Here is a 24,967-nt window from a genome sequence, read left to right as displayed (position 1 = left end):
CTCAGCCCTGCCAGTCCCGGTAGAGGGTGTCCTCCTTCTCCACCAGGGTCAGGACGTCGTAGGTCGCCACGATCTCCCCGTCCTGGTTCTGGATCACGGCATCCCAGGTGACCTCGCCGTAGTCGTCGGTCACCCGTGGGGTGATCCTCTGGGCCGTCAGGGTGATGCGGATGGAGTCGCCGGCGGCCACGGGGGTCAGGAAGCGCAGGTTCTCCAGGCCGTAGTTGGCCAGCACGGGTCCCGGCGCGGGCTCGACGAACAGCCCGGCAGCCCACGACACGAGCAGGTAGCCATGCGCCACGGTGCTCGGGAAGAAGGGGTTCGCCTCGGCGGCCCGGGGGTCCGTGTGGGCGTAGAAGGTGTCCCCGGTGGTGTCCGCGAAGGCCGTGATGTCCTCCTGGGTGACCTGCCGCAGGTCCGAGGCCAGGGCGTCGCCGATCCGCAGATCCGCCAGCGACTTGCGGAACGGGTGGACCGCGCCCTCCTCGGCTCCGAAGGCCGGTGAGCCGGCGATGCGCCGGTCGGCCCCGGTCTGCCACACCCCGGTCACGGCGGTCACCAGGTTCGGCGAGCCCTGCAGGGCCGTGCGCTGCATGTGGTGCTTGACCGCGCGGACGCCGCCCAGCTCCTCGCCACCGCCTGCCCGGCCCGGCCCACCGTGGACGAGGTGCGGGACCGGTGCGCCGTGGCCCGTCGAACTCCTGGCGGTCTCGCGGTTCAGCAGATGGACGCGGCCGTGGTGTCCGGCGATCCCGGTGGTCAGCTCGCGGGCGACCTCCGGGTCGTTCGTGCACACGGTGGCCACGAGGGACCCGGAGCCGCGGGCGGCCAGGCGGACGGCGTCGTCCACGTCGGCGTAGCCCAGCAGGGAGGTCACCGGCCCGAAGGCCTCGCGGGAGTGCAGGAGCTCCGCGTCCCCGTCCGCCCAGGACAGCAGCACGGGAGACATGAAGGCCCCGTGCTCGACGACGGCCTCCTCGCCGGAGGCGGTGCGCACCGTGGGGGCGTCGAGGGTGCCATAGGCGAGTTCGCCGCCGGCGGCCAGCAGGTCCTTGACGGCGTCGCGCACGCCCTGCAGCTGGTCGACGGAGGCCAGGGCACCCATGGTGACGCCCTCGGCCCGCGGATCGCCGACGACGACCCGTGAGTCCAGCCGCGCGGAGATCGCCCGGGCGACCGCCTCCCGTTGGGCCTCGGGGACGATGGTGCGCCGGATCGCGGTGCACTTCTGGCCGGCCTTCACGGTCATCTCCGTGACGACCGCCTTGACGAAGGCGTCGAACTCCGGGGTCCCCTCGATGGCGTCCGGACCCAGGATGGCGGCGTTGAGCGAGTCGGTCTCGGCGGTGAAGCGCACGCCGCCGGTGACCACGTTCGGGTGTGACTTCAGCGACTGGGCCGTGGAGGCCGAGCCCGTGAAGGCCAGCAGGTCTCGGTAGTCCATGACGTCCAGCAGTCCGCGGGCGGACCCGGAGACCAGCTGCAGCGAGCCGGCCGGCAGGATGCCCGACTCGACCATGATCCGCACGGCGGCCTCCGTGACGTAGCCGGTCGGGGTGGCCGGCTTCACGATGGTGGGCACGCCGGCGATGAAGGCCGGCGCGAACTTCTCGAGCATGCCCCAGACCGGGAAGTTGAAGGCATTGACCTGCACCGCCGCCCCCGGCAGCCGGGTGTAGATGTGGGTGCCGATGAAGGAGCCGTCCTTGGACAGCGGCTCCACGCCGCCGTCCTGGATGACGTTGGAATGGGGCAGTTCACGCCGCCCCTTCGACGAATAGGTGAACAGCACGCCGATGCCGCCGTCGATGTCGAACAGGTTGTCGGCCTTCGTGGCGCCGGTGCGGTTCGAGAGCGCATAGAGCTCGTCCCGCCGGCCGTTGAGGACCTGCGCGAGCTCCTTGAGCTTCAGCGCGCGCTCGTGCAGCGTGAGCGTGCCGAGTTCACGCTGGCCGACGGTGCGGGCGTGCGCCAGGACCTCGCCGAGGTCCAGGCCGTCGGCCCCGAAGCGCGCCACGGCTTCACCGGTGCTGGCGTCGAGGACCTCGGCGGCACGGGATCCCTCGTCGGGGGTCCACCACTGGTCGCGGACGTAGCTGGGCACGGTGCGGACATCGGCCTGGGTAGTCATCCGGCACATTCCTTCCTGAACGATCGGTCAGTATTGGCACCACCCTAACAGCAGCTTGGCGCCGGTCACAGGGTGTCCCGCTCAGCTCCAGTCGAAGAAGCCCCGGCCGGTCTTGCGGCCGAGGTTGCCGCGGGCCACCTTGTCGCGCAGGATCTGCGGCGGCTCGAAGCGTTCACCCAGTTCCTGGTGGAGGTACTCGGCGATGCCCAGCCGGACGTCCAGGCCCACGAGGTCCGTGGTGCGCAGGGGGCCCGTGGGGTGCTTGTATCCGAGGACCATCGCGTTGTCGATGTCCTCGGCCGTGGCCACGCCCTCCTCGACCATCCGCATGGCCTCCAGGGCGATTGCCACGCCCAGCCGGGAGGAGGCGAAGCCCGGGGCGTCGTTGACGACCACGGCGGTCTTGCCCAGGCCCGCAGTCCAGGCCCGGGCAGCGTCCACCAGTTCCGGCGCGGTCTGCGCGCCCACCACGACCTCCACCAGGGTGGACGCCGGGACGGGATTGAAGAAGTGCAGGCCCAGGAACCGCTCGGGATGGGCCAGCTCGGCGGACAGGCCGGTCACGGACAGGCTCGAGGTGTTCGAGGCCAGCGCCGCGTCCGCATCCAGGTGCTTCTCCACGTCCTTCAGTGACGAGACCTTCAGCTCCCAGTCCTCGGGCACGGCCTCGATGACCAGCCGCCGGCCGGCGAGGTCCGCGCGGTCCACCGAGACGGTCAACCGGGCCAGCGCCTCCGCGGCGGTCCCGGTCAATCCCCCACGCTCGGCTGACGTCTCGGTGGAGGAGGCCACCCGCTCCCGGGCCGCGCTGGCAGCCGCCTCGTCACGCTCGACGACCAGCACCTCGGCGCCCTTGACCAAGAACGCGTGGGCGATGCCGGCCCCCATCCGGCCGCCCCCCAGGACCCCGACCCTGGCCGGGAGCGTTGCGGATTCGGTGGTGCTCATGACTGCTCCTTGGTGTTCTTCTGGTCGAGGAAGGCCTGCATGCGCTCGAACTTCGCCTGGGACTCGAAGAGCATGCCCTGGGCCAGGGTGTCGATCATCGGGTGGGCCTCGCGCGGAGCCTGGAACACGGACTTGGTGATCCGCACGGCCAGCGGGTCCCGCGCGGAGATGCGGTCCGCGAGCGCGTGGGCGGCGTCCATGAGGGCTTCGGGTTCGACCAGTTCGGTGATCAGCCCGGCGGCCCGGCACTCGGCGCCGGTGAGGATTTTGCCGGCCAGCAGGATCTCCTTGGCCAAGGGCTCGCCCACGAGCTCCTTGAGCCGCCAGGTGGCTCCAGCAGCGGCCAGGATGCCCAGGGCCGTCTCCGGGTTGCCCATCCGCAGTGCCTCGGTGCCGATCCGGAAGTCGGCCGCATAGGCGAGTTCGGCCCCACCGCCGAGCGCATAGCCGTCCAGCGCCGCGATCACCGGCATCGGCAGCCTGGCGATCCGGTCGAAGATCGTGGAGTTGATCCCGGCCAGGGCGTCGTCCCGGCGCCGCTCGCGCAGTTGGGCGATGTCCGCACCGGAAGCGAAGACGCCCTTGGTCCCAGCGCTCGCGTCGGAGGGCGTGCCCGTGAGCACGAGGATTCGGGGAGCCCGCTCCAGGGCGGAGCACACCGCATGCAGCTCGTCCACCATCGCCTGGTCGATCGCATTGCGCACCTCGGGACGGTGCAGCTGCGCCACCACCCGGTCCTCGCTCTGCTCGATCTGCAGGGTGGTGAAGTCCGCGGCGTCCAGTCTGGCCATCAGACGGCCTCCACCAGCAGGGCCGCGCCCTGGCCGACGCCGACGCACATCGTCGCCAGGCCCTTGACCCCGGTGGAGGCCTCGCGCTCAAGCCGGCCGAGCAGGGTGATGACGATCCTGGACCCCGAGGAGCCGAGCGGGTGTCCGAGGGCGATCGCGCCGCCGTCGTTGTTCACGGTCCCGGCGTCCAGGCCGAGCTCGCGCATGCTGGCCAGGGACTGCGAGGCGAACGCCTCGTTGAGCTCGACGGCGGCGAGGTCCCCGACGGAGGTGCCGGTGCGTTCCAGGACCTTGCGGGAGGACGGGACGGGGCCCATGCCCATGGTCTCGGGGGCGAGTCCCGCCGAGGCACCGGCCAGGATGCGGGCGCGCGGGGCCAGGTCGTACTTCTCGACGGCGGCCCCAGAGGCGACGATGATCGCGGAGGCGCCGTCGTTGAGGGTCGAGGCGTTGCCTGCCGTCACCACGGAGCCGCCCTGCACGACGGGACGCAACCCGGCCAGGACCTCGGCGGTGGTGCCGGACCGCGGCCCCTCGTCGGTGTCCACGATCGTCTCAGCCCCCTTGCGACCCCTGACGGTGACCGGGACGATCTCCTGGGCGAAGCGGCCGGCCTCGATGGCGGCGATCGAACGCTCGTGGGAGCGGACGGCGAAGTCGTCGCAGTCCTCGCGAGAGGTGCCGTAGACGCGGGCGACCTCCTCGGCGGTCTCCGGCATGGAGAAGGTGGCCTTGCCGCCGCGGGAGTACTCGCCGGAGAGGAACGCGGGGTTGGTGAAGCGCCAGCCGATCGAGGTGTCGTAGACCTGCCCGGGCTTGGCGAAGGGCTGGGCCGGCTTCTCCATCACCCAGGGGGCGCGGGACATCGACTCCACCCCGCCAGCCACCACGAGGTCCGCGGCGCCGGCCTGGATCATGTGCGAGGCCATCTGGATCGCACTCATCCCTGAGGCGCACAGCCGGTTCACGGTGATGCCGGGGACGTGGTCCGGGTAGCCGTTGAGCAGCCAGGCCATGCGGGCCACGTTGCGGTTCTCCTCGCCGGCACCGTTGGCGTTGCCGTAGATCACCTCGTCCACGGCCTCCGGGTCGAGGCCGGCCCGCTCCACCGCGGCTCGGACGGTCAGGGCCGCCAGGTCATCGGGACGGACCGAGGACAGGGCGCCCCCGTACCGGCCCACCGGCGTGCGGGCGCCGCCGACCAGGAAAGCTTCGCTCATGGGACTCCGTTCGTCGGGACGTTCAGTGGAGGACACGGTCCGCAATTACCGACCAATCGTTCACTAAAAGATTCGCACTCCCGAGCGGCTGGGTCAACCATGGACGAGGCCTGTGGCGTGACTCACAGCCGTGGATTATGATCATCCGGTGACCGAACGGTCGGTCACTAATCAACACCGTCGTCCGCACCCCCGTCCCCTGGAGCTCACCATGGCAGATCCACACGCCGCAGCGGCGCCCCGCCCTCGGCGCAGCGCCGAAGAGCGCAAGGTCCTCGCCGGCACCCTCGTCGGCACCACCATCGAGTGGTACGACTTCTTCATCTACGCCCAGGCCGCCGCCTTCGTCCTGGCACCCCTGTTCTTTGCGCCGGTCTCGGCCGACAATCCCGGACTGGCCCAGGTCATCTCCTGGGCCACCCTCGGCATCAGTTTCCTGTTCCGCCCCCTCGGCGCCATCGTGGCCGGGCACCTCGGTGACAAACACGGCCGCAAGCTGGTCCTAGTCATCACCCTGATCGGCATGGGCGGTGCCACGGCCCTCATCGGCGTGCTGCCCACCTACGCCCAGATCGGCCTCTGGGCGCCGATCCTGCTCATGCTCCTGCGCATCATCCAGGGCTTCTCGGCGGGAGGTGAGTGGGGCGGCGCCGCCCTGATGGCTGTGGAACACGCGCCGACGAACAAGCGCAGCGCCTTCGGCTCCTACCCGCAGATCGGAGTCCCGCTGGGGATGCTGCTGGCCACCGCTTTCATGTGGGCCCTGACCAGCTCGATGAGCCCTGAGGCCTTCCTCGAGTGGGGTTGGCGCATCCCGTTCCTGTCCTCCGTGGTGCTGATCGTCGTCGGCTACATCATCCGCAAGGCTGTGGACGAGTCCCCGGTGTTCAAGGAGATGCAGCTGCGCAAGAAGGAGTCCTCCGCTCCCCTGGGCGTGCTGATGAAGTCGCACAAGAAGGGTGTCATTCTCGCTGCCCTGATCTTCGCCGCCAACAATGCCGCGGGCTACCTGGTGATCGCCTTCTTCGCCTCCTACGGGTCCAACGTGCTCGGCATGCCCCGGGAGGCGACCCTCACAGCCAGCTTCATCGGCGGCCTCGGGTGGTTGGTGTTCACCATGTACGGCGGTTGGCTCGGGGACAAGATCGGCAAGATTCGCACCTTCCAGATCGGGTACGGCATCATCATCCTGTGGGCGATCCCCATGTGGTTCCTTCTGGACACCGCCTCACTGCCCCTGTTTGCCCTCGCGATCGTCATCCTGACCATGGGCCTGGGGCCGTCCTACGGACCGCAGTCCGCGCTCTACGCGGAGATGTTCCCGGCGAACGTGCGTTACTCGGGGGTGTCCATCGGCTATGCCTTCGGTTCCATCATCGGTGGCGCCTTCGCCCCGATGATCGCCCAGCTGCTGCTCAACCAGACGGGTGCCAGTTGGACGATCGGCTTGTACATCGCCGCCCTGGCCATCGTCTCCTTCATCGCCGTGTCCATGGTGCCGAAGTCCGTGGAGGGATCCGACCTGCACGTCGACGAGGCCCATGAGCAGCACCTCGCCGAGCATCCCGAGGATGCGGCCCTGATCGAGAAGGCGATCCGTACCGACAGCTCCCGCTAGGGACCCCGCCGGAAACGCCACGCCACCCCACTGCCGCAGCGACCTGCGGCAGTGGGGCGGCGTGGCAGTGGGGCCGCTACCGCTGCCCGGCCGGGGTGAAATCGGTGGAGCCGGCGAACTCCGGGCGCGGCCGGGCCGCGGCGAAGGGCTCCTCGATGGTGTTCTCCACGGAGTTGAACACGATGAACACGTTCGAGCGCGGGAACGGGGTGACGTTGCCGTTGGAGGCGTGCATGCAGTTGCTGTCGAACATCACGGCGCCGCCGGCCTCACCCTCGAGGACGTCGATCCCGTAGCGGTCGTAGAAGTCCGTCAGGACCTGTTTGCTCGGCGTCCCGGCGCCCTGCATGACCAGGGACTTGAGATAGTTGTCCTCCGGGGTCGCGCCGTCGCAGGAGACGTACTGGCGGTGGGAGCCGGGCATGATCATCAGCGGCCCGTTGTACGAGTGGTTGTCCGTCATCGAGATCGAGATGCTCACGGCCCGCGGGGCGGGCATACCGTCCTCGGCATGCCACGTCTCGAAGTCAGAGTGCCACATGAACTCCTTGCCCTCGAACCCGGGCTTGAAGTTCACCCGCGACTGATGGACGTACACGTCCGAACCCAGTAGCTGCCGGGCGCGGTCCACCACGCGGGGGTCGTTGGCGATCCGCCGGAACACCGGGCTGATGCGGTGCACGTCGAACACCGAACGGACCTCCTGGCTGCTCGACTCGATGACGCACCGCTCATCGGCCCGTACCTCCGGGTCGTTCGAGAGCCGCTCGAGCTCCCGGTGGAACTCGGCCACCTCCTCGTCACTGACCAGCCGATCGATGGACAGGTACCCACGGGCATCGAAGCCGTCCAGGGTGGCCTGGTCCATCGGGCCGTCCTCGGCACTCCCCCACACCACCGCGGCGTCGCGGGGCATGACCTTGACCTCACCATTGTTCCGGGTGGGGTAGGCGTCGATTCTGTTCTGCGTTGTCGCCGTCGCAGTCATCGGTCTCCTTCCTATCCTTGAGGTTCACGGTGGGTCCGCACGGGATTCCCACCGCCGGGACTCGGGCCCTATGATGCCCCGGCCCCACCCCCCACTCTGGCCCGGGGTTCCGATCCCCGCAACCGGCCCCCGGACCTCCCCCTCGTTCTGAGGGCAGGAATCACTAGTGATTCCTGCCCGGAAAGTGAGGGAACGACGGCGGCGCGTCACCTTGGAGAAGGTGACGCGCCGCCGTCGTGGGTGTGGGGTTGAGATCAGGCCATGGCCTGGGTCTCGACGTTGGCCTTCTTCGGCACCTTGCGGTCCGAGCCCTCCTCGAACACCAGCTGGTAGATGCCGTTCTCGTCATGCGTCTCGCGGCCGGTGACCGGCGGGTTGAAGACGCAGGCCATGCGCAGCTCGGTGGTGGCGCGCACGGTGTGCTTCTCGTGGCCGTCCAGCATGTACATGGTGCCGTCCTTGAGCTCATGCACCTCGCCGGTCACCTCGTTGGTCAGGGTGCCCTCGCCCTGCACGCAGTACACGGCCTCGATGTGGTTCGCGTAGTGGAACGTGGAGGTGGTGCCGGCGTAGATCACCGTGTCATGGAAGGAGAAGCCGACTCCCTCGCGGGCCAGCACCATGCGGCGCGAACGCCAGTTCTCGGACTGGATGTCGCGCTCGGTGTCGTTCAGGTCGTTCAGATTGGTCACCAGCATGCGTGGTTCCTTTCGGTAGGGGAGCTCTGGGGAGGGGTCGTGGTTGGCGCTCAGGCGGCGCCGGCGAGCTTCGCGCCCTCGGGCCGGTAGGTCACCTCGGTGCCGGTCACCGTGGAGATCGCCTGCGCGACGATGCCCAGGCCGCGCTGCAGCTGCTCCTTGGGGGTGTTCAGCGGCGCGAGGAACTTCAGGACCTCGTCGTCCGGGCCGGAGGTCTCCACCAGCAGTCCCTGGGCGAAGCACTCGGCTGCGACCTTGCCGGCCACCTCGAGGTCCGGGAAGTGCAGGCCGCCGAACATGCCGCGGCCCCGGACGGTGGCGCCCTCCACGGCTCCGGCGATCTGCTCGAGGCCGCCCCGGAGCACCTCGATGTTTTCCGCCAGCTGCCCCTTCTGGAAGGAGTCGTCCGCCCAGAACTCCTTCAGGGACGTGGTCGCCGCCACGAAGGCGAGGTTGTTGCCGCGGAAGGTGCCGTTGTGCTCGCCCGGCTCCCACACGTCCAGCTCGGGGCGGAACAAGGTCAGCGCCATCGGCTGTCCGAAGCCGGAGATGGACTTGGACAGGCAGACGATGTCCGGGGTGAAGCCGGCCTCCTCGAAGCTGAAGAAGGTGCCGGTCCGGCCGCAGCCGGCCTGGACGTCGTCGACGATCATCAAAATCTCGTGCTTCTTGCACAGATCCGCCAGGGCCTTGAGCCATTCGAGCCGAGCGGCGTTCACGCCACCCTCGCCCTGGACGGTCTCCACGATGATGGCGGCCGGCTTGTCCACGCCGGAGCCCGAGTCGTCCAGGACCCGCTCCAGCCACAGGAAGTCCTCGGTGGCCCCGCCGAAGTAGTCGTCATAGGGGATCTTGGAGCTGTTGGTCAGGGGGATGCCGGCGCCCTTGCGCTTCATGGAGTTGCCGGTGACGGACAGGGCACCCAGCGTCATGCCGTGGAAGGCATTGGTGAAGGAGAGGATGTGCTGCCGGCCGGTGACCTTGCGGGCCAGCTTCAGGGCGGCCTCCACGGTGTTGGTGCCGGTCGGCCCGGGGAACATGACCTTGTAGTCCAGGCCGCGCGGCTCGAGGATGAGGTCCCGGAAGGTCTCCAGGAACTCCCGCTTGGCCGGGGTCATCATGTCCATCGAATGCACGGGGGCATCGGTGGTGAGGTAGTCGGCGACGGCCTGCTGCACCTTCGGGTGGTTGTGGCCGTAGTTCAGCGCGCCGGCGCCGGCGAAGAAGTCCAGGTACTCCTTGCCGTCCTCGGCGGTCTGGACGGAGCCCTTGGCCTGGACGAAGACGGTGGGCCACCCGCGGCTGTAGCTGCGGACCTCTGATTCAACGGTGGTGAAGACGGACGTGTCCATGGTGTCTATCCCTTTCGTGGACGGTGGCGGCCGGCGCGCGAAGCGTGCGGCCAGCTGGTGCGGTGGGACTGGCGAGTGGGCGGGGACTGGGGCCATCCGGCGCGAGTGGTGCGGGAGGTCCAGTGCCGGGGTACCTAGGTGGCGAGTGGGGCGATGCGGTGCAGGAACTCCGTGTCATGGCCGTCCGGGTACATCTCCGCGGTGATCAGCGGGGTGATCTCGTGACCCGCCCCGCAGCGTTCCGCAAAGCTGGCGAACAGCCGCTGGGAGGCCGCGTTGTCCTCCGTGATGGTGGTCTCCAGCGCCTGGGCAGAGGTGCGCGCAGCAAGCTCGTCCAGCATCCGGGAGGCCAGGCCGTATCCGCGGGCAGCCTCCGTGACGGCCACCTGCCACACCATCAGCGTCGTGGGGGCGTCGGGCCGGAGGTATCCGGTGACGAAGCCGGCCGGGCGGCCGTCGATCTCGGCTATCACCGAGGTGTCGGCGAAGTCCCTGCACCACAACAGGTAGTAGTAGGAGGAGTTGACGTCCAGGACCTTCGAGTCCTTCGTCATCTGCCACAACGCGGCACCGTCCTCGATCGTCGGAGGGCGGAGTACGGGGGCTGTCGGTCGGTTGGTCAGTGGTGTGTCTGCATCATCTGCCATCCCCTCCAACCTAACGAGATGAGATCTGATTTCAACCCCACTTCTGCGGAATACCGGGGTTTCAGGCCCTTCTACCGGGCCGCATCCGGGCATCGGCACGCCGCCGCTTCCCAGAGCTGACGCGGTTGCCCGGGCAAATTGTCGAGGCACGGAGGAGGTGTCCGAGATCTTTATCATTCTGTTACTTTTGCGGGATGGCCGTCGGCCTGCTATGGGCAGGGTCACACGATGCGCCTCCTCACCACCGGCGTTCGCCACTGCGCTAGGTTGCTGAGATGACCCACTCGACGACCGACGCCGCTGAGGCCACCCAGCGGTCCCCTGCGCAGGACCCGAGACCGGCACCCTCTGGCAGGAAGGGTATCTCGCCGCTCGGCCGCACGGAACGGCTGATGCGCGTACGGATCCACGGCGTGGAGTCCGGGGCGGCCCCGGCACCGGCCGGGTCCCTGACGACCGGACCGTGGTCATATGACGCCGACGGGCGCCCCACCGCCCTGTCGGCCGCCGTCCTCCTGGACAACACCCTGGCCAAGGCCGTGCACGCCGCCGCGCCGGACCTCGACTGGCTCGTGACCACCGAGCTGCAACTGAACGTCACCGGCCCCTACCCGGCCGACGGCGCCGAGCTGGAGGCCTGGACCCGGGCCTCCGCCGTGGACGCCCGGGGCGGCGTGGCTCGGGGAACCCTGCTGGGAGCCGACGGGACGGAGTACGCCCACGCCACGGGATGGTTCCACGCCGTGGAGAAGAACAGCGAACAGGCCCTGGAGCACTATGAGCGCCAGGCAGCGCTGCCCCTGGGGCCCGAGACCGAGGCGCCGCTGTCCACGCTGCTCGGCCTCCACGGGGCGAGTCCGCGCCGGGACGGCGGCAGGCCCACCGTGACGGAGAACTTCCTGCCGGGGGTGGCCTTCACGGCCGACGACTCCCTGAGGAACCCCCATGGCGCCACGCACGGCGGGGCGCTGAGCATGATGGCCGGACTCGCGGCGCAACAGGCCATGCCCGATCGGGCGGGCTATGACCTGCAGTCCCTGCAGGTCCGCTTCCTGCGTCCCGCCTCCGGGGCGATCGCCACCAGGACTCGCGTCCGGCACGCCGGTCGCGCCCTGCGGATCGTCGAGGTCGAGCTGCTGTCCGGAGACCACGGTCCCGCCGCCGCTTCCAAGCCCTTCGTGCAGGCCACGGCGGCCTTCCGCGCCGCCCCCTGAACCATCAAACGGGAGGACCCACTCAACTGCAGGTCAAAGAAGGCCCGCTTCACGCCCCATCGGAGCGCGAAACGGGCCTCTTCTGACCGCTGGATCTACCGGGGGGTCAGGCGGCCTGACGGTCCCGCTTGCCGTCCTTGCCGCGGTCCAGGCCGAGGTCCTTCAGCGGGACTCCGTCCACGGCCTGGACCATGACGTCCTCGGCCTCGACCACGGAGATGTCCAGGACGATGGCCACCTCGGCGGCCAGCACCTCCGCGGCATCCCGGTAGAGGGTGCGCTCGGCCATGGAGAGCTCCTTCTCCGCCTGCCGGCGGTGCAGGTCCCGGACCACCTCCGCCACGCGGGGCAGGTCGCCGGTGGCGAGCTTCTCCTGGAAGGCCTTCAGGCGGCGGGACCACTGCTCCTCCACGTGCTCGCTGGGCTTCGCCAGCAGGGACATCAGCTTGCGGACCTGGGTGTGGCTGCTGACGTCCCGCACGCCGATGTCCTTGACCATCGACTCGGGGACGGAGATGCGCAGGCCCTTGTCCTGGATGTCCAGCTCCACGTACGCGACGTCCTTGCCCTTCAGTTGCCGGACCTGGCGGTCGAGGACCACCGCGGGGCCGTGGTGGGGATGGACAACGAACTGACCGGGAACCAGACGCATGGGTGGGATGCACCTTCCTGTTGCTCACAACGAGATGTCACCGGGGCAGGACGAGGCGCGCCACCGGGAAATTGACCAATTCATTTTCTCATTATCTGTTTCAAAAAACAAATCGGCGGCGTGTCCTTGAGCCCGTCGGACGGAGCGATGCCCTATGCTCTCGGCAGCCTGCGCCGCTTGGGCCGGACCACTTCTGCCGCGGCCCGGGCCGTCGCCGGGCCCGCCGCCTCGGCCGGGCCAGGAGGCGGTGCCTCCCCGCCGCCCGGGGCCTCCCCGATGCCGCCGCTGCCCGGGCTCTCAACATCGGGGGCCCCCGGCTCGGGGCCGCCATCGGCATCATCGGCACCGGCAGGGCCACCACCCGTGCCGCCCATCAACGGGCTCGGTTCGGAGAAGTCCCCGGCGGAGAAACGCAGGGCTCCGAGGATGCGGTTGAGGTCCGTCAGCCCGCCCGCGGGCAACCCGAGGTCCGAGAAGACCTCACGGTTGAGCTCCCGGGCGGCCTGCAGGGCCAGGTCGCGGCCCTGCGGCGTGATGGCGATGAGGTTGGCCCGACCGTCCGTGGGGTGCGGCCTCCGCTCCACGAGCCCGGCCTGCCCGAGGCGTTCCACGGTATTGGTGACCGACGTGGGATGGACCTGGAGCCTGCTCGAGGCCTTGGCCAGCGGCATCGCCCCGGTCCGGGAGAACCCCAGCAGGGTCAGCATCTCGAAGCGGGCGAACGTCAGGTCCAGGGGCCGCAACACGGCGTCGATCCGGGCCATGAGGATCTGTTGCGCACGGAACAGTGAGGTCACCGCGGCCATGGCGTCGGCGGACTCGCCCCACCCGTGGCCCGCCCAGTTCTGGTGGGCCTGCGCGACGGGGTCGTGCTGGAGTGGAGGGGTCACGTGATCGGTCCCCCGGCCCCGGCGCGCCGCTGGGTGTCCCGCCCGCCGTTCCAGCTGAACTCCGGGGCCCGCTTGGCCAGGAACGCCCCGACCCCGGCCTCGGCGTCCCCGGAGGTGGCCATCAGCTGCTGCCAGTGCTCACTGGCACGCGCCAGCTCCACCCCGCCGCCGCCCCCGCCGCCCGCCGAGTCGATGGTGTCCACGATGTCCTTCATGGCCTGGATGGACAGCTGGGACCGGGCCGCGAGCCGTTGGGCGAACGCGCCCACCTCGTCCCAGAAGTCCTCGGCGGGGTGGACCGCCTGGACCAGGCCGAGCACGCGGGCCCGCTCGGCGTCCACGAAGTCGCCGCTGAACAGCAGGTACTTGGCGGCGGCCGGGCCGGCGATGCGCACGAGCCGCTCGATCCCGGTCGTCGGGTACACGATCCCGATCTTGGCCGGGGTGATCCCGAAGGTCGCGTCGGACGAGGCCAGCCGGATGTCGCAGGCCGCCGCGATCTGCCAGGCACCGCCCAGGCAGTAGCCCTCGACGGCGGCGATGGTCGGCTTGTGCAGTCCGGCCAGGGCCGCCTCGCCGGCGGCCACGGCGCCGCCGTCGTGACGCCCGGACTCCTCGTCCCGCAGGATGGCCCGCAGATCGGAGATATCGGCCCCGGCGGAGAAGTCCGTCCCGGCCCCGCGGACGACGACGGCCCGCACCGATCCGTCATCGGCCAGTTCGGCGCAGGCCGGCTCCAGGGCCCGCCACATGGCCTCCGTCATGGTGTTGCGCCGCCCGGGGTTGGACAGGGTCAGGGTGGCGATCGGCCCCTGCTGGGAGACCTGAACCGATCCGCCGGTGGCGGTGGTCGTACTCATGACCGCGACTCCTCCCGACCGTGCTCCTGCACGATGCCCGCCGCGACGAGTCCGGCGATCTGGGCCTCGTCCAGCCCGAGCCCCTCGAGCACGGTCCGGGTGTCCTCGCCCAGGGCCGGCGGCGCCTTGCGCACGCCCGTCGCGGTGCCGTCGATGCTCAGCGGACCACGCAGCAGCGGTAGCGCCGAGCCGTCCAGCCGCTGGACGGTCTGCACCATGTCCAAGGCCTGCACCTGGGGGTCCTCGAAGGCCTGGGCGTAGGTGTAGATCGGGCCGGTGGGGATCCCCGCGGCGCGGAACTCCTCGATCCATTCCAGCCCGGGCCGGCGCACCAGCTGCTGTTCGATCAGCTCGGTCAGCTCGGCCCGGTGCTCCGAGCGGTCGCGTCCCAGGGCGAAGCGCGGATCCTCCTCGAGCTCAGGCGCGCCGATGATCGCGCAGAACTTCTTCCAGTGGGCCTGGTTGCCCACCGCGATGATCGCCGGGATGTCCGCCGTCCGGAAGACCCCGTACGGGGAGAGCACCGGGTGGTTGTTGCCCTGCGGCACCGGCACGGTGCCCGTGGACAGGTAGTTCTGACCCTGGAACGCCGAGACGGCCAGTCCGGCCTCCAGCAGGGAGGTCCCCACCTCGTGGCCCTGCCCGCCGTTGCCGGCCCGGCCGGCCAGCGAGGCGCAGATCCCCACAGCGGTGAAGACCCCCGCATAGAGGTCCATGACCGGCACGCCCACCCGGGTGGGCGAGTCCGCATCGGGTCCCGTCACGGACATCAGCCCGGACATCCCCTGGGCCACCTGGTCCAACCCGGCCGCCTGGGCCAGCGGGCCGGTGGTCCCGAAGCCGGAGACCGAGGCGATGACCAGCCCCGGGTTCGCCGCACGCAGCGCCTCCGGGTCCAGTCCCATAGTGGCCAGCACGCCGGGACGGAAGTTCTCCACCAGCACGTCCGCGGACACCGCGAGGTCCCACAGCAGCTGACGGCCGGCCTCGGTGTAGAAGTCCACCGCGATCGACTGCTTGTTCCGGTTCGTGGAGTCGAAGTAGAGCGAGTGCTCGTCCTCGAACGGCGGCCAGGAGCGGGTGGAGTCCCCACCCTTGGCGGACTCCACCTTGATGATGTCCGCCCCGAGGTCGCCCAGCAGCGCCGTGCAGTACGGCCCCGCCAGGGCCCGGGACAGGTCCATCACGGTGAACCCGGCCAGCGGGAGTCCCGCGCCGGCCGCGGCGGGTGCCGCGCCGCCGTCGGGCACGGTGTCATCCGGTGCCATGCTCAACCCCTCAACTTCACGTTGACCTGCTTGATCTGGGTGAAGCCCTCCAGCATGCCCTCCAGGGAGGCCTCGCGACCCATGCCAGACTGCTTGTACCCGCCGTAGGACTGGCCCACCACCTGTCCGCCGCCCTGGTTGACCTGCACCCAACCGGACTCGATCCGGTGCGCGGTGTTCAGCGCGTGGTCCAGGTCGTGGGTCCAGACGTAGGCGGCCAGTCCGTAGTGGGAGTCGTTGGCCATCCGGATGACCTCGTCCACGTCCTTCCACTTGATGGCCACCAGCACGGGGCCGAAGATCTCCTCCTGGGCCAGCCGGAAGTCGTTCCGGGCCCCGCCGAAGATGGTCGGCACGTGGTAGAAGCCCTCGGTCAGCGGTCCCTCGGTGGGCGCGGAGCCACCGAGGACCGTGGTCAGGTCCGGGTGGTTCCGGCCGTCCTCGAGGAAGTCAGAGATCTGGTCGAACTGGGACTGGTTGATGACCGCGCCCATGTCCGTGGCCTCATCCAGCGGGTCGCCGACGACCATCGCCCCCAGCCGCGCGGCCAGCTTCTCCAGCATTTCGTCATAGATGTCCTCATGCAGGAACAACCGGGAGCCGGCGGTGCAGGACTGGCCCTGCCGGGCGAAGCGCGAGGACAGCATCAGCCCGTCCAGGATCCCCTCGTCCTCGACCGCGTCCGGGAACACGATGGACGGGTTCTTGCCGCCCAGCTCCAGGGACAGGTGCGCCAGCCGCTCGGAGGCCTGCGCGGCCACCCCGCGCCCCACCTCGGTGGAGCCGGTGAAGGAGACCTTGTCCACGCCCGGGTGGGTGGACAGCGCGTTGCCGATGACGGAGCCGCGGCCGGTCAGGGAGTTCACGACGCCGGCCGGCACGTGCCGCTGGCAGACCTGGGCCAGGTACTGGATGGTCAGCGGAGCATCATCAGCAGCTTTGAGGATCACGGTGTTCCCGGCGGCCAGGGCGGCCGGGACCTTGAAGGCGGCGATCATCAGCGGCGAGTTCCACGGCAGGATGCAGGCCACCACCCCGAGCGGCTCGCGGCGGGTGTACTGCAGCTGCTGGTCCCCCGCGGGCAGGGTGACGCCCTTGGACTCCCCGGCCACGCCGGCGAAGTAACGGAACAGGGAGACCAGGGTCTTGACCTCGGGACGGGCCTGGGAGCTCAGGGCGTTGCCGGTGTCCAGGGCCGTGAGCTGGGCGAACTTCTCCGCCTCGGCCTCGACGTCGTCCGCGATGGCCAGCAGGGCCCGGGCCCGGTGGGTGAAGTGCACGCTGCGCCATTCGGTGAAGGCCCGGCGCGCGGCGGAGACCGCGCGGTCGACGTCCTCCACCCCGGCGGCCGGCACCCGGCCGATGACCTCTCCGCGCCGGGCCGGGTTGCGCACCTCGCGCCATTCGCCGGTGGACGCCTCGGTGGCGCGCCCGTCGATCCACAGCAGCTGCTCGATGCCGGCCAGGATGCCGGCCGCTCGCTCGTCCAGGACAATCTCACTCATGGTGTTCCTCTTTCTCACATCTCAGCGGTGGGTGAAGGTGGCCTGGCGCTTCTCCACGAAGGCGGCCATGCCCTCCTTCTGGTCTGCGGTGGCGAAGCAGGCGTGGTTCATCCTGCGCTCGTAGAGCAGGCCCTCGCTCAGGGACGACTCGTAGGAGCGGTTGACCGACTCCTTGGCGATCATCGCGATGGGCTTGGACATCCCCGCGATGGTAGCGGCCAGCTCGGCGGCCTCGGAGGCCAGGGCGGTCACGGGAACCACACGGGCCACCAGGCTGGAGCGCTCGGCCTCGTCCGCCCCCATGGTCCGCCCGGTCAGCACCATCTCCATGGCCTTGGACTTGCCGATGGCCCGGGTGAGCCGCTGGGAGCCGCCCATCCCGGGGATGATGCCGAGCTTGATCTCGGGCTGGCCGAACTTTGCGTTGTCCGCCGCGATGATGATGTCGGCGATCATGGCCAGCTCGCAGCCGCCGCCCAGGGCGTGGCCCGCCACGGCAGAGATGACCGGGGTGCGCACCGCGGCCAGCCGGTCCCAGGCGCCGAAGAGGTCGGCGGCGTAGACATCGGCGAAGGAGTGGGTGGCCATCTCCTTGATGTCCGCCCCGGCGGCGAAGGCCTTCTCCGAGCCGGTGATGATGATCGCGCCGATCTCGGGATCCGCGTCGAAGGCCTCGGCGGCCTCCAGCAGTTCCTCGGTGAGCTGCAGGTTCAGGGCGTTGAGGGCCTTCGGCCGGTTTAGCGTGATCGTGGCAACGCGGCCGGTGGTGCTGGTCAGGATCGTCTCGTAGGTGCTGTCTGCGGTGCTGTTGTCAGAGGTCATGGTGCTCCTTGCTCGGCTTTGGTCTCGGACGCGGGTCTCAGGCGGCGCGGGTGGACTGCTCACGGATCAGCTCGATGATCCCGGAGAAGTCCTTGCTCCCGCCCTCTCCCTGGGCGAAGGCGGCGTAGATCTCCTCGGCCAGCAGGCCCATGCGGCCCTCGATGCCGGTGGTCTCGATGGCGCTCTTGGCCAGCCCGAGGTCCTTGGCCATCAGGGCACCGGCGAAGCCGGGCTTGAAGTCTCGGTTGGCCGGCGAGGTCGGGACCGGCCCGGGGACCGGGCAGTTGGTGGTCAGCGCCCAGCACTGGCCGGTGGCGTTGGAGGCCACGTCGAACAGGGCCTCGTTGCTCAGGCCCAGCTTCTCCCCCAGGACGAAGGCTTCGGACACCGCGATCATGGAGGCCCCGAGGATCATGTTGTTGCAGACCTTGGCGGCCAAGCCGTTGCCGGCGGGGCCGCAGTGCACGATGCGCTGGCCGACCACCTCGAGCACGGGCATGGCCTCGGCGACGTCCTCGGCGGCGCCTCCGACCATCATCGCCAGCGTGCCCGCCTCGGCCCCGACCGTGCCGCCGGAGACCGGCGCGTCCAGCACCCGGTGTCCTGCCTCCGCGATGAGCTCCCGGACCGCCACGGAATCCTCCACTGCGATGGTGGAGCAGTCCATGAACAGGGTGTCGGGGGCCGCCGCGGTGAGCAGTCCCTCGACCGGGTCCTTGCCGTCCGAGCCCTCGGAGCCCCGTAGGGCGCCCACCACGTGCCGGCCGGCCGGCAGCATGGTGATGACGAGCCCCGACCCCTCCTTGGCAGCGGTCCGGACGGCTTCGGCCCCGGAGTCTGCGATCACGACGCCGGCCGCACGCGCCCGCTCGAGGGCGTCCGGGACGAGGTCGAATCCGTGGACGGTGTAGCCGGCCTGCACGAGGTTGGCGGCCATGGGCCCGCCCATGTTGCCCAGGCCGATGAAGGCGACGGTGGCTGCGGTGTTCTCGGTCATGTCAGGTTCTCCTGGAGTGGGATGGTCAGTTCCGGGCCTGCGAGGCCACCGGGTCAAAGGCTGAGGAGACGACGGCGGCCGGGACGTCCTCGAGGGTCGGCGGGTTCCACTGCGGCTTGCGGTCCTTGTCCACGAGCTGGGCGCGGATGCCCTCGCGCATGTCATGACCGCGGAGCAGGTGGTGGGCCACCGTGGCGTCCTGGTCCAGCACCTCGCGCACGGTGGACAGCTGGGTGGCCCGGCGAATGAGTTCCAGGGTGATCTTCACGGAGGTCGGCGACTTGGCCAGGATGGCGGTGGCCGCCTCGGCCGCGGCGGGATCGCCGTGGGATTGGAGGGCGGCGACGATCTCCTCCGCCGTGTCCTGCGCGTAGGCGGACTCGACCCATTCCCGCTGCTGCATCAGGGAGGATTCCGGCACCGCGGCACCCGTGGCGGCGACGGCGGCGATGGCCTCCTCCGCACCGGTGGTCTCCAGGGCGGTGGCCAGCTGCCCGAGCCGGGAGGACTCCACGTAGTGGTCGGCGAAGCCGAGGGCCAGCGCGTCGGCGCCGGTCACGTGCGCGGACGTCAGGCCCATGTGGTGACCGAAGCCGGACGGGGCGCGGGAGAGCAGCCAGGCCCCGCCGACGTCGGGAAAGAAACCGATGCCGCTCTCCGGCATGCCCAACCGGGTCCGCTCGGTGACGATGCGCTGGTTGCCGTGAGCGGAGATCCCGACGCCGCCGCCCAGCACGATGCCGTCCATGAAGGCCACGTAGGGCTTGGGGTAGTCCGCGATCAGCGCGTTCATGGCGTATTCGTCCGCGAAGAAGGCGTCGCCGGCCTCCGGACGGCCGTCCACGGCGGCCCGGTAGAGGGAGACGACGTCTCCGCCGGCGCACAGCCCCTTCTCCCCGGCGCCTGAGACCAGGACGGTGGCGACACCGTCGTTGTCGCGCCACTGCTCCAGGGTGTTCCGGATGGTCTGGACCATGCCATGGGTCAGCGAGTTCAGCGCCTGGGGGCGGTTGAGGATGAGGTGCCCGAGGCGACCTGCGCGGCGGACGATGACCTCGGGTTCGGCGGCGCTCGTGGTGGCGTTCGTGGTCACATCGTTGGTCATGGGTTCCTCTCAGCTCTCGACCAGCATGCGGCCGACGATCAGCCGCATGATCTCGTTGGATCCCTCGAGGATCTGGTGGACCCGCAGGTCCCGGACGATCTTCTCCACCCCGTACTCGTGCAGGTAGCCGTAGCCCCCGTGGAGCTGTAGGGAGGTGTTCGCGGCCTCGAAGCCGGCATCGGTGGCCACCTTCTTGGCCATGGCGCACAGCCGGACCGTGTCCGGGTCCTTCCGGTCGAGGGCGTCCGCGGCGCGCATCAGCAGGGTGCGGGCAGCCTCCAGGTTCATGTCCGTCTCGGCAAGGTCGAAGACCAGTGACTGCTTGGTGGTCAGCGGGGCGCCGAAGGCGGTGCGTTCCTTGAGGTAGGCGGCGGCCTTCTCCAGCGCCGCCTGGCCGCCGCCGAGGGAGCAGGCGCCGATGTTGATGCGTCCCCCGTTGAGGCCCTTCATGGCGATGTGGAAGCCGTCGCCCTCCGCGCCGAGGCGATTCGCCACCGGCACCCGGGCGTCCTCGAAGATCACCTGCCGCGTGGGCTGGGTGTTCCAGCCCATCTTCTTCTCGTTCGGGCCGAAGGACAGCCCGGGAGTGTCCCGGTGCACCACCAGCGTGGAGATGCCCTTGGCTCCGGTGTCCGCCGTCCGGCACATCACCACGTAGAACTCCGAGGCCCCCGCCCCGGAGATGAACTGCTTGACGCCGTTGAGGACGTACTCCTCGCCGTCCCGGACGGCCCGGGTGCTCAGTGCTGCGGCGTCGGAACCTGCACCCGGCTCGGTCAGGCAGTAGCTGCCGAGGTGTTCCATGCCGACCAGGTCGGGGATCCAGCGGGCGCGTTGCTCCCCGGTGCCGAAGGTGTCGATCATCCACACCACCATGTTGTGGATGGAGATGTAGGCGGCCAAGGCAGGGTCCGCCTTCGCCAGTTCCTCGAAGATCAGGACGGCATCCTTGCGTTCCAGCCCGGCGCCGCCATGCTCCTCACTCACGTAGATGGCTCCGAGGCCGAGTTCGCCCGCCTCGGCCAGGACATCGACCGGGAAGTGCTTCCGTTCGTCCCAGTCGAGGGCGTGCGGGGCGATGCGCTCAGTGGCGAAGTCGCGGACGGCGTCCACGAGTGCCTGCTGGTCTTCGGTGATGCGGAGCATGCTGTCAGTCCTTTGTCTGGCGCCGTCCCGGATCGCGGATGGCGGGTGAGCCGGTCCCCGCCCGGGTCACGGGTGGGCACCGTTGGGGGTACTGGCGGTGTTATTTGCTGACTTTGCCCATTCGGGCGGCGATGGGGGTGGTGAACAGGGGCTTGGTCAGGAACCAGGCCGCGGCGATGACCACCAGGGAGGCCAGGAAGATCACCAGGCCCCACCAGTCCACGACGTCCCGGGAGGTGTACATGTGGTTCAGGTTGGCCAGGGCCCCGGTGAAGAACACCAGGAACACGTGCACGATCGTGAACCCCACGAAGTAGAGCATCACCGGGAAGTGGGTGGCCCGGGCCCACTCCACCGGATACACCTTGTTGAGCTTCTCGGCGTTCTGGGGCCACCACGTGGAGAACCGGATGCCGGAGAGGATCGCCAGCGGGGCCGCGATGAACACGGTGAACCCGTAGGCCACCGTCTGCAGGGCGTTGTAGTGCACCCAGCCGTTCTCGGTGGGCCAGTCCAAGGAGGCGTACTGAATCGCCCCGGAGAGCATGTTGGGGAACACGTCCCAATCCGTCGGCACGATCCGCATCCAATGCCCCGTCACCACCAGCAGGATGATGAAGATCAGCCCGTTGAGGACCCAGAGCACGTCCAGCACCTGGTGCAGCCACTGGGACAGGGACACCTTCTTCGGGGTATTGCCCTTCGGGGAGAAGAACGAGCCCTTCTTCGCCGTCCAGTACCCGGGGGGCTTGCGCTCGGTGCGGACCTGCAGGCCGGTACGGATGATCAACACGATCAGGAACATATTGAAGAAGTGCTGCCACCCCATCCACCAGGGCATACCCTCCGGGGCAGCCTCCAACTGGGTGGAATGACCGTCATAGGTGGCGATGAACTCCTGGATCGGCTCCAGGGTCCGCAGCCACCGGGCGCCCAACACCACCAGGGCAGCCAGCACCACCAGGGACCCGATGATCAGGGCCGGTTTCACCCACGGGCGCCCCGGCTTCTGCGGGGTCGCCGCCCCGGCCGGACCCGGCGTCCCCGCCATGCCCGACGACGGCCGGGTAGCCTGCGCGGCCGGCGCAGCGGTCCCTGAGGTGGAGGCGCTGCTAGAGGAGGCGGAGGCTGTGGGTGCAGCGGAGGAGGCAGAGGCCGGCGACGCGGAGCCGGTTGAGGCGACGGCCGCCGAAGATGAGGCAGCCGTTCCGGTAGCCGCCGGGGCGCCGCCCATGCGGGTCTTGGCCGCGGGGGCGCCGCCGCCCATCCGCTTCTTCGGTGCCGCTGCCGCAGCGGTGTCCGTAGCGGCAGGTACCTGAGGGGCCGGTGCAGCCGCGGACGACGTGGACGAAGTGGCCGACCCGGCACTGGCCTGGGCGGCCGGTGCCCCACCCATGCGACGCTTCGGCACACCAGCAGCCGGCGCGGTCGATGCCGCCGGCTCAGGAGCGGCAGGCTGAGCAGTCGGCGTTTCCTGGCCGGCCGACGACGCGTCCTGACCCATCGGAGCGGCGGGCGCGGCGGTTGCGGCCGGAGCCGGGGCGCTACCCATCCGCCGCTTCCGCGTCGGCGTGGACGGGGCCTGAGCGGGGGAGGCCGGAGCGGACTGCTTGGAGTCAGCCGGGAGGGCCGGGTCGGTTGCGGGAGTCTCGTCCGTGGAGGAGGACTCGGCCGCCGGAGTAGCCGGAGCCGCAGCGTCAGGCGCCGGGGCCGGCGTCGTGGGCGGGCCGGTAGGCGGCAAAGGGGCCGGGGCGCCGCCCATCCGGCGCTTCCGGGCGGGGGCGTCTGTTGCGGATGGCGCAGGCGTCTGTTCCGGCTGGTCCGTCGGGGCCGCGGAAACCGGCTCCGGTTGCTCCGCCGGAGTCGAGTACTGGGCCGCAGCCTCTTCCGGCCCCTGGGCCTCAGCGGCCGTGGCCGGGGACTCAGACACGGCCGGAGCGGCGTGCTCGGTGGCCGGCGCCTCGGGCTGTGCGCCCAGCGGGGTGTAGCCGGCCATCCGACGCCGTGCCGGAGACTGTCCCGGGTTCTGCTCGCTGCTCATGGTGCTATTCAGTCCTTCTGAAGGGATCATCACAGTGCATCAGGCGCGCCAGATGCGTCCGGGCGGAAGAAGCCACCCCCGGCCAGCGCCACCCACAGGCCGACGCGGCCTGCGGGCGGCGCCGGCAGGGAGCTGCCACCGATTAGTTGCGGCGCTTGCCGATCTCCTCGATCAGCTGCGGGACCACGGTGAACACATCGCCGACGATCCCGAAGTCCGCGACCTCGAAGATCGGGGCATCCTCGTCCTTGTTGATCGCGATGATCGTCTTGGAGGTCTGCATCCCGGCCCGGTGCTGGATCGCCCCGGAGATCCCCAACGCCACATACAGCTGCGGAGTCACGGTCACTCCGGTCTGGCCCACCTGGTAGGACTGCGGCACATACCCGGCATCCACTGCCGCACGGGAAGCACCGACCGCCGCACCGAGCACATCGGCCAGGTCCTCGACCACGGAGAACGCCTCCTTCGATCCGACCCCGCGACCACCGGAGACCACGGCCTTGGCTCCCCGTAGCGCCGGGCGGTCCGTGGAGGCCGGGGCCTCACTGGCGGAGTCGATGGTGGCACCCTTCGCCGTGCCCGTGGACACCGCTGCCGTCGTCACCTCCGGAGAGGCCACGGCCTCGGCGCGGGCCTCGACCGAGCCCGGACGCACGGTGGCGATGAACAGGCCGCCCTCGATGGTGGACTCGGTGGTGAAGTCCCCACCGAACACCGCATGGGAGGCGATGACCTCCTGTCCCTCCTCGTCGTAGTCGATCCCCACGACATCACTGGCCACGGACCCGCCGGCCACGATCGCCAGTCGCCCGGCCACCGCCTTGGAGTCATTCGTGGCCGAGAGCAACACGACCGGTGCCGAGAAGGCCTGCACCGCATCGGCCAGGGCACCGACGGCGGCCGAGCCCAATTCGGTGCCCGCGGACTCCGACTCGGCCAGGTAGACCTGGACTGCACCCAAGGCCCCCAGGTCAGCGGCCAGGTTTCCGGCCCCGCCGGGGGTGGTCACCGCCACCGCCACCGGGGTGCCCAGGCCGGCTGCGGCTCCCAACAGGCCCGCCGCCGTGGACTTCGGGGTTCCCTGGGCAGTGGTCTCGATCAGGACCAGGACATTTCCAACGTTCGCCATGTGCGTTTCCTTCAGCTCAAAAGTCTCGTGTGATTCGCAGATCAGGTCAGGGGGGGGTACCGGGCTCAGATGAGTCGGTTCGTGGCCAGGAACTCGGCCAGCTGCGCCGCCGCGGTGCCGTCATCGGCGACCTTCGGCCCGGCCTCCTTCGGCGGACGGGCCGCGGCCGAGACCATCACCGAGCGCACTCTGGCGGCCTCCGGACCGGCGGCGATCCCCACATCCGCCAGCGACCAGTTCTCCAGCGGCTTCTTCTTCGCCGCCATGATCCCCTTGAAGTTCGGGAATCTCGGCTCGGCCGTCTTCTCCGTCACCGAGACCACCGCCGGATACCCCGAGGAGACCTGCAAGGCCCCACCATCCACCACGGCCTCACCCGAGACCCGGTCCGCCGCGATCTGGATCTCATCCAGCCCCGGCAACACCGGCACACCCAACACCTCGGCGACCATCGCCGGGATCATCCCGCCCCGGCCATCCGTGGCCTCATTACCCGCCACCACCAGGTCCACCGCGCCGACCTTCTCGATCGCCGCGGACAGCACCCGTGCCGTCTGCACCATGTCCGAACCAGCCAGCGCCGCATCCGAGACCAACACCGCGGAGTCCGCGCCCATGGAGAGCAGCTTGCGCAGCGTCTTCGTGGCATCCTCCGGACCCATCGCCACCACCACGATCTCGGTGTCCTGGTGCTCGTCCTTGAACGCCAGCGCGTTCTCCAACGCCCGCTCGTTGATCTCATCCGGCACCGGCTCCGAGGCAGCACGATCCAACAGCCCCGACTCCAGGTCGATCTTCCGATCCGACCACGTATCCGGAACCTGCTTGGCCAATACGACAATCTTCATGGGGACACTCCTCACGGTGGCGACGATCACGATCTGACCTTGAATATACTAGGACTTCCTTGTAATTACTAGGCCTTCCAAGTAAATTTCTTCT

22 protein-coding genes are annotated in these 24,967 nt (G+C 69.7%); 2 read left to right on the top strand and 20 right to left on the bottom strand.

The annotated features are described in order from the left end of the window. Nucleotide 1: 1 nt before the first annotated feature. The 4 genes from paaZ to RE421_RS05150 form a co-directional block, all read right to left on the bottom strand. A complete protein-coding gene (gene paaZ / locus RE421_RS05165) occupies nucleotides 2-2,131 on the bottom strand; it encodes a phenylacetic acid degradation bifunctional protein PaaZ (protein WP_309815394.1) in 2,130 nt (709 codons plus the stop codon). 81 nt (nucleotides 2,132-2,212) lie between these two features. After that, nucleotides 2,213-3,079 (bottom strand): 3-hydroxyacyl-CoA dehydrogenase family protein, encoded by an 867-nt coding sequence (locus RE421_RS05160; protein WP_309815389.1) that lies wholly within the window; start codon nucleotides 3,077-3,079, stop codon nucleotides 2,213-2,215. Then, on the bottom strand, nucleotides 3,076-3,870 hold the full coding sequence (locus tag RE421_RS05155; RefSeq protein WP_309815386.1) for an enoyl-CoA hydratase/isomerase family protein: 795 nt from the start codon (nucleotides 3,868-3,870) through the stop codon (nucleotides 3,076-3,078). The genes RE421_RS05160 and RE421_RS05155 overlap by 4 nt, the downstream gene beginning before the upstream one ends. Continuing rightward, nucleotides 3,870-5,090, bottom strand: coding sequence for an acetyl-CoA C-acyltransferase (locus RE421_RS05150; RefSeq protein ID WP_309815382.1), 1,221 nt, complete (start codon nucleotides 5,088-5,090; stop codon nucleotides 3,870-3,872). Before RE421_RS05150 ends, RE421_RS05155 begins: the two co-directional genes overlap by 1 nt. A 211-nt stretch (nucleotides 5,091-5,301) precedes the next feature. On the opposite strand from RE421_RS05150, the gene RE421_RS05145 reads away from it, so the two are divergent. Further along, nucleotides 5,302-6,708, top strand: coding sequence for an MFS transporter (locus RE421_RS05145; protein ID WP_309815376.1), 1,407 nt, complete (start codon nucleotides 5,302-5,304; stop codon nucleotides 6,706-6,708). Between the two features lie 76 nt (nucleotides 6,709-6,784). Here the strand turns inward: RE421_RS05145 and thpD are convergent, their stop codons facing one another. The 4 genes from thpD to ectA form a co-directional block, all read right to left on the bottom strand. Beyond that, a complete protein-coding gene (gene thpD / locus RE421_RS05140) occupies nucleotides 6,785-7,696 on the bottom strand; it encodes an ectoine hydroxylase (protein WP_309815373.1) in 912 nt (303 codons plus the stop codon). Between the two features lie 254 nt (nucleotides 7,697-7,950). Further along, nucleotides 7,951-8,394 (bottom strand): ectoine synthase, encoded by a 444-nt coding sequence (locus tag RE421_RS05135; protein WP_309815370.1) that lies wholly within the window; start codon nucleotides 8,392-8,394, stop codon nucleotides 7,951-7,953. Between the two features lie 50 nt (nucleotides 8,395-8,444). After that, nucleotides 8,445-9,746, bottom strand: a complete 1,302-nt coding sequence (gene ectB / locus RE421_RS05130; protein ID WP_309815367.1) for a diaminobutyrate--2-oxoglutarate transaminase — start codon at nucleotides 9,744-9,746, stop codon at nucleotides 8,445-8,447. A gap of 134 nt (nucleotides 9,747-9,880) precedes the next feature. Further along, on the bottom strand, nucleotides 9,881-10,393 hold the full coding sequence (ectA, locus tag RE421_RS05125) for a diaminobutyrate acetyltransferase (protein WP_309815364.1): 513 nt from the start codon (nucleotides 10,391-10,393) through the stop codon (nucleotides 9,881-9,883). 275 nt (nucleotides 10,394-10,668) lie between these two features. Here ectA and RE421_RS05120 point away from each other — a divergent pair, with 275 nt between their 5' ends. Continuing rightward, on the top strand, nucleotides 10,669-11,607 hold the full coding sequence (locus tag RE421_RS05120) for an acyl-CoA thioesterase domain-containing protein (RefSeq protein WP_309815362.1): 939 nt from the start codon (nucleotides 10,669-10,671) through the stop codon (nucleotides 11,605-11,607). 106 nt (nucleotides 11,608-11,713) lie between these two features. Here the strand turns inward: RE421_RS05120 and RE421_RS05115 are convergent, their stop codons facing one another. From RE421_RS05115 to RE421_RS05060, 12 genes are all read right to left on the bottom strand, one after another. Then, nucleotides 11,714-12,259, bottom strand: coding sequence for a CarD family transcriptional regulator (locus RE421_RS05115; RefSeq protein ID WP_309815358.1), 546 nt, complete (start codon nucleotides 12,257-12,259; stop codon nucleotides 11,714-11,716). A gap of 152 nt (nucleotides 12,260-12,411) precedes the next feature. Further along, complete coding sequence (locus tag RE421_RS05110; RefSeq protein ID WP_309815356.1) at nucleotides 12,412-13,149, bottom strand: MarR family transcriptional regulator; 738 nt, start codon at nucleotides 13,147-13,149, stop codon at nucleotides 12,412-12,414. Continuing rightward, nucleotides 13,146-14,009 carry an enoyl-CoA hydratase/isomerase family protein gene (locus tag RE421_RS05105; protein WP_309815353.1) on the bottom strand — a complete coding sequence of 288 codons (864 nt, stop codon included), beginning with the start codon at nucleotides 14,007-14,009 and terminating at the stop codon, nucleotides 13,146-13,148. Before RE421_RS05105 ends, RE421_RS05110 begins: the two co-directional genes overlap by 4 nt. Next, complete coding sequence (locus RE421_RS05100) at nucleotides 14,006-15,277, bottom strand: CoA transferase (protein WP_309815350.1); 1,272 nt, start codon at nucleotides 15,275-15,277, stop codon at nucleotides 14,006-14,008. Before RE421_RS05100 ends, RE421_RS05105 begins: the two co-directional genes overlap by 4 nt. Nucleotides 15,278-15,279: 2 nt before the next feature. Further along, nucleotides 15,280-16,782 carry an aldehyde dehydrogenase family protein gene (locus tag RE421_RS05095; RefSeq protein ID WP_309815347.1) on the bottom strand — a complete coding sequence of 501 codons (1,503 nt, stop codon included), beginning with the start codon at nucleotides 16,780-16,782 and terminating at the stop codon, nucleotides 15,280-15,282. Nucleotides 16,783-16,803: 21 nt separating this feature from the next. Then, entirely contained in the window at nucleotides 16,804-17,604 is an 801-nt protein-coding gene (locus tag RE421_RS05090; protein WP_309815344.1) for an enoyl-CoA hydratase, read from the bottom strand. A 37-nt stretch (nucleotides 17,605-17,641) separates the two neighbouring features. After that, a complete protein-coding gene (mmsB, locus tag RE421_RS05085; RefSeq protein WP_309815341.1) occupies nucleotides 17,642-18,601 on the bottom strand; it encodes a 3-hydroxyisobutyrate dehydrogenase in 960 nt (319 codons plus the stop codon). A gap of 25 nt (nucleotides 18,602-18,626) precedes the next feature. Continuing rightward, nucleotides 18,627-19,706, bottom strand: coding sequence for an enoyl-CoA hydratase/isomerase family protein (locus tag RE421_RS05080; RefSeq protein WP_309815338.1), 1,080 nt, complete (start codon nucleotides 19,704-19,706; stop codon nucleotides 18,627-18,629). A gap of 9 nt (nucleotides 19,707-19,715) precedes the next feature. Beyond that, the gene (locus RE421_RS05075; RefSeq protein WP_309815335.1) at nucleotides 19,716-20,852 is read right to left on the bottom strand and encodes an acyl-CoA dehydrogenase family protein; all 1,137 of its coding nucleotides are present in this window, start codon (nucleotides 20,850-20,852) and stop codon (nucleotides 19,716-19,718) included. Nucleotides 20,853-20,952: 100 nt separating this feature from the next. Further along, nucleotides 20,953-21,843: a cytochrome b/b6 domain-containing protein gene (locus RE421_RS05070; protein WP_309815333.1), complete on the bottom strand. Its 891-nt coding sequence runs from the start codon at nucleotides 21,841-21,843 to the stop codon at nucleotides 20,953-20,955. A gap of 1,192 nt (nucleotides 21,844-23,035) precedes the next feature. Beyond that, nucleotides 23,036-24,025: an electron transfer flavoprotein subunit alpha/FixB family protein gene (locus tag RE421_RS05065; protein ID WP_309815331.1), complete on the bottom strand. Its 990-nt coding sequence runs from the start codon at nucleotides 24,023-24,025 to the stop codon at nucleotides 23,036-23,038. Between the two features lie 65 nt (nucleotides 24,026-24,090). Then, the gene (locus RE421_RS05060; RefSeq protein ID WP_309815327.1) at nucleotides 24,091-24,873 is read right to left on the bottom strand and encodes an electron transfer flavoprotein subunit beta/FixA family protein; all 783 of its coding nucleotides are present in this window, start codon (nucleotides 24,871-24,873) and stop codon (nucleotides 24,091-24,093) included. Nucleotides 24,874-24,967 lie beyond the last annotated feature (94 nt).

Source organism: Citricoccus sp. I39-566, assembly GCF_031432995.1.
GTDB classification, from domain to species: Bacteria; Actinomycetota; Actinomycetes; order Actinomycetales; family Micrococcaceae; genus Citricoccus; species Citricoccus nitrophenolicus_A.
Note: the sequence above shows the minus strand (reverse complement) of the source record. Positions and strands in the feature narration are given on the sequence as shown.